The following is a 4623-nucleotide window of genomic DNA, read 5'->3' as shown; positions in this document are numbered from 1 at the left end:
CCCAACCCCAACCCCAACCCTAACCCCAAATTAAAATTATGGATAGAACTAAAATCTGCATTACCACGCTTGAATATCCCCCAGACATTGGCGGTGTTGGGGAATCAGTGCATCGAATTGCTAACATGCTAATTACTCGCGGTTATGAAGTTCATGTTGTAGTTTTTCGCTCAAAACAACGCTTAGCTGCTGAGGGAATTCGTAGGCGGGCTGGTTGTACAACAATGCTGCAAAATGGAGTATTTGTACATCGGATTCAATCAGCAATTCGCAACAATGTTACAGAAATTCAAGATTTTTTTAGCGAAATTTATTTACAACTCAAATATTTACATCAAAAATACAATTTTAATTTATTTCACGCTTTTTTTCTCAATGAAACAGGTTATATAACCACCCTTTTAGCAAAAGAAAATGATGTTCCGGTAATCAATAGCGTTCGCGGTAATGATTTACATAAGCATATTTTTCATCCTAAACATCACGCTCAAATAGCGTGGATTTTAGAAAATTCTGATTGGGTAACATTTGTTAGTGGTGATTTGCTCAAAAGAGCGAGTATTATCGCTCCAAGTGTCAAGTTAAAATCATCAGCTTTTTGGAATTCCATTGCACCCATCAACTTTGAACAACTCCCTACGCCATCTTTAGTAAACGAATTATCAGGTATTGTTGTCGGTTCATTGGGTAGGTTCCGAGACAAAAAGGGAATTGAATTTCTCCTCGATGCTTGTGTAGAGTTGGGTGAAGAGTTAGATTTAACACTTTTGTTGGTGGGTGATTTTATTGATAAAGAGCGAGAATATTGGCAGCAGCAAATACAGCAAAGTCAAATTGGCCATCGCCTCTGCATCACTGGAATTACCAGTCGTCAAGAAGCTTTAGCATATCTGCCATACCTGGATATTTTTGCTATTCCGTCAGTGCATGACGGTTGTCCGAATACGCTCTTAGAAGCAATGTTAGCCAGTAGAGCAATAATTGGCACTCGTGTAGATGCGATCGCTGAAATTATAGAACACGGTGTAGACGGTTTGCTAGTCAACCCCGGCAATACACAAGAGTTAACCGCCGCAATACGATATCTAGCCACTCAACCACTACTACGGCAAAAGTTAGGCGCAGCAGCCAAAACAAAAGTAACTCAACAGCTGACTCCATCAGTGGAATTCCAAAACTGGATAAATGTTTACCAACGAGCTTTAGGGAGATCTGAAGCTGTTTTGTTAGACAAAATATCCCTTGTGTAATACGTTTGAAGCGGTAATTTAGACCTAGCAACTCAATTGCATCGCCTAGCAACTCAATTGCGTCGCATTGCAACTCAATTGCGTCGCCTCACAACTCAATTGCATCGCATCACAACTCAATTGCATCACCTAGCAACTCAATTGCATCGCCTTGCAACTCAATTGCATCGCCTTGCAACTCAATTGCATCGCCTTGCAACTCAATTGCGTCCATCGCAACTCAATTGCGTCGCCTTGCAATCAAATTTCGTCCACTTAAAAATTGACAGCACTATCCAGCAACTCCAGATTTTATCCCAGTTGTCAGATAAATCCTATCTCCATACATTCCCATTTTCTATTCGCCACTATGAACAAACCACAAATCACTATAATTGTTTCGCAACGGGAGCGATTTAGTTACACGCGCGAATCTCTAGAAAGCATTTACCAACACACTGAACTACCTTTTTCTTTAATTTATGTAGATGGTGGTTCGCCGCAACACGTCCACCGCTACTTGCAACAACAAGCGCAAGAAAAAAAATTTCAATTAATCCGCACAGAACATTACCTTTCACCAAACCAAGCCCGCAACTTGGGTTTACAACAAGTTGAAACTGAGTATTTAGTATTTATCGACAACGATGTAATTGTTAGTCCGGGCTGGCTAAACTCCTTAGTGGAATGCGCCCAAGAAACAAAAGCCACTGTAGTGTGTCCGTTGACTTGTATCGGTAAACCTTTAGGAGAAACAGTACATCTGGCGGGTGGTGAAGCTCATATTGTTGTGGAACAAAAGGAAAGTAAAGTCAAACGCCGATTGCATGAAAAACATTACTTTGTCAATCGCAAAGTTGTTGAAATCCGCCATCAACTTTATCGCCAACAATGCGAGTTTGCCGAGTTTCATTGTATGTTAGTTCGCGCTGAGATTTTCCAGCAAATCGGATTGTTAGACGAAAAATTGCTGAGTACGCGGGAACATATCGATTTTTGTCTGACGGTGGCTGAGGCTGGAGGGACTTTTTACTGCGAACCGACTTCGGTGGTTACCTATGTACCGGGGCTAAAGTTTGAATTGTCAGAACTGGCATTTTTTATGCTGCGTTGGAGTAATGCTTGGGAAACTGCTAGTTTAGAACACTTCGCCCAAAAGTGGCATTTGACAGTGAAAGACAAGTATTTTCAAAAGCGTTATCAAAGGATGGGACACCGTCGCCATCAGGGATTTTTGAAGCCGTTATTAAACCGCCTAACCTTTGGATACAATCCCTTGTGGTTAGAAAAAATAGCCATCGCTCTAGAAAAAAAACTCAATTATTATATTAGCGATCGCTACACTCAAAACCAAGTTGGTTGTTGACGGTTCACAGTCAACAATACATTGAAATTTGGGATTTTGGATTAAAAAAATTTACTACAAAGTTCCAAATTTATAACAATACTTTCCATACCAATTTGCTATTAATTACGAATCACCAATTATTATAATGGCGGCTAAAGATTCTAAAAGTCTCAGGGCAGCTTTACCGGGAATTGTCCGGATTTTGCGGCGATTTGCGCCCCAGTTGAGTAAACAAAAGACGCTGCTGATTGCCTCTTTTGTGGCATTGATGGCTGAAATTTTCTTACATTTGCTGGAACCCTGGCCGCTAAAGTTCATTTTTGACTATATTCTTGTGCCTGGTTTTCAGCCCCAGTCTTTGGGAATTCCTGTGTTATCAGGACTGGGACAGTTTGGCCTATTAACAGCTTTGACTTTGGGGTTAGTAGCGATCGCTTTACTGCGGGCTACTGCTGCTTATTTTAGTGTAGTGGGAATGGCGCTAGCTGCTAGCCATGTGTTGACTGAAATTCGCTCTGAACTTTACAGTCATCTGCAAAATCTCTCGCTGTCATTTCATCACAAAGCCAAGACAGGGGATTTAATTACCCGCGTTACCTCCGACATCGAAAGACTGCGGGAGGTGACGGTGATGGCGGTGTTACCTTTAATTGCCCATTCCCTGACTTTGGTGGGGATGATATTTGTGATGTTCTGGCTGCACTGGGAACTAGCGCTGATAGCCGTCGCCGTTTTTCCTTTGTTTGTTTTTTGTACCATACGGTTGACAAAACGCATCAGACAAGTAGTGCGATCGCAACGTCAACGGGAAGGGGCAATGGCAGCAACAGCAGCAGAATCCATTGGGGCGATTAAAGTTGTCCAAGCCCTATCTCTGCAAAATATGTTAGAGAATAGCTTTTCTCGCCATAACCGCCAAAGTTTAAAAGAAAGTGCCAAAGCTCAAAGATTAGCAGCCGGTTTAGAGAGGATGGTGGAACTGCTAGTGGGTATTGCCACTGCTTTGGTGTTATGGCGGGGCGTACAACTAGTATTGAAGCAAGCAATCACACCAGGGGATTTACTGGTATTTGTCAACTATCTGCGGATTGCTTTTAAGCCCATGCGCCAACTTGCCAAGTATACCGGACAAATCGCTAAAGCTACCGCCTCCGGCGAACGCATCTTAGATGTCTTAGACACAGTACCAGACATCCGCGATGTGCGGGGAGCAACAGAAGCACCACCTTTGCGGGGAAGCGTCCGCTTTGAAAATGTCAGCTTTGCCTACGAACCCACAAACAGAATCTTGCACAACATCACTTTTGAGGTGCAACCAGGTCAACGCATTGCCTTAGTGGGGCCATCGGGCGGTGGTAAATCGACTTTAGTTAGTTTACTGTTACGCCTTTATGACCCAATAGAAGGACAAATTTTAGTTGATGGCGGCGACTTGCGCCAGTACAAATTGCAATCCATTCGCCGACAAATTAGCGTCGTCCTACAAGATACAATTTTATTTGCTGCCAGCGTCAGAGATAACATCGCCTACGGTTGTTTGGGAGCTTCTGACGAAGCAATAGAAAAAGCTGCGCGTTTAGCAAACGCCCACGATTTTATCATGGCACTACCCGAAGGCTACGAAACAGTATTGGGAGAAAGAGGGGCGACACTTTCCGGAGGACAACGGCAGAGAATTTCCATTGCTCGTGCTGCCATTCGTCAAGCCGCCATCGTCATATTAGATGAGCCAACCACTGGCTTGGACAACGAAAACGAACGCGCCGTCAACGAAGCACTCGATCGCTTAACTCACAAACGCACCACCTTTGTAGTGTCCCATAACCTTAGAGCGATCGAACAAGCCGATTTAATTTTTTACATCGAAAACGGCCGAATTTTAGAACAAGGCACTCACAAACAACTGCTGCGCTTCAATGGACGATACGCCGCCATGTATACCTGTGAAAAGCAAGTGGGGAGTGGGGATTGGGTGTTGGGGAGATGAGAGAGATGGGGAGTTGGGGAGATGAGGGGATAGGGAAGTGTGGGGAGTGTGGGGAGTGT

The 4623-nt window shown here is 43.5% G+C and carries 4 protein-coding genes; all 4 read left to right on the top strand.

Features of this window, described 5'->3' with window-relative positions; genetic code table 11:
- The first annotated feature begins 38 nt into the window (after positions 1-38).
- The 4 genes from GNE10_RS32190 (at position 39) to GNE10_RS32175 (ending at position 4564) form a co-directional block, all read left to right on the top strand.
- Positions 39-1250 (top strand): glycosyltransferase, encoded by a 1212-nt coding sequence (locus GNE10_RS32190; RefSeq protein WP_185570032.1) that lies wholly within the window; start codon positions 39-41, stop codon positions 1248-1250.
- A 36-nt stretch (positions 1251-1286) separates the two neighbouring features.
- On the top strand, positions 1287-1649 hold the full coding sequence (locus GNE10_RS32185) for a hypothetical protein (RefSeq protein ID WP_185570030.1): 363 nt from the start codon (positions 1287-1289) through the stop codon (positions 1647-1649).
- Positions 1600-2595 (top strand): glycosyltransferase family 2 protein, encoded by a 996-nt coding sequence (locus GNE10_RS32180; RefSeq protein ID WP_099069318.1) that lies wholly within the window; start codon positions 1600-1602, stop codon positions 2593-2595. The genes GNE10_RS32185 and GNE10_RS32180 overlap by 50 nt, the downstream gene beginning before the upstream one ends.
- Before the next feature lie 127 nt (positions 2596-2722).
- A complete protein-coding gene (locus GNE10_RS32175) occupies positions 2723-4564 on the top strand; it encodes an ABC transporter ATP-binding protein (RefSeq protein WP_185570029.1) in 1842 nt (613 codons plus the stop codon).
- Positions 4565-4623: the final 59 nt, after the last annotated feature.

It is taken from the genome of Nostoc sp. 2RC (assembly GCF_014222165.1).
Classification (GTDB): Bacteria; Cyanobacteriota; Cyanobacteriia; order Cyanobacteriales; family Nostocaceae; genus Nostoc; species Nostoc linckia.
Note: the sequence above shows the minus strand (reverse complement) of the source record. Positions and strands in the feature narration are given on the sequence as shown.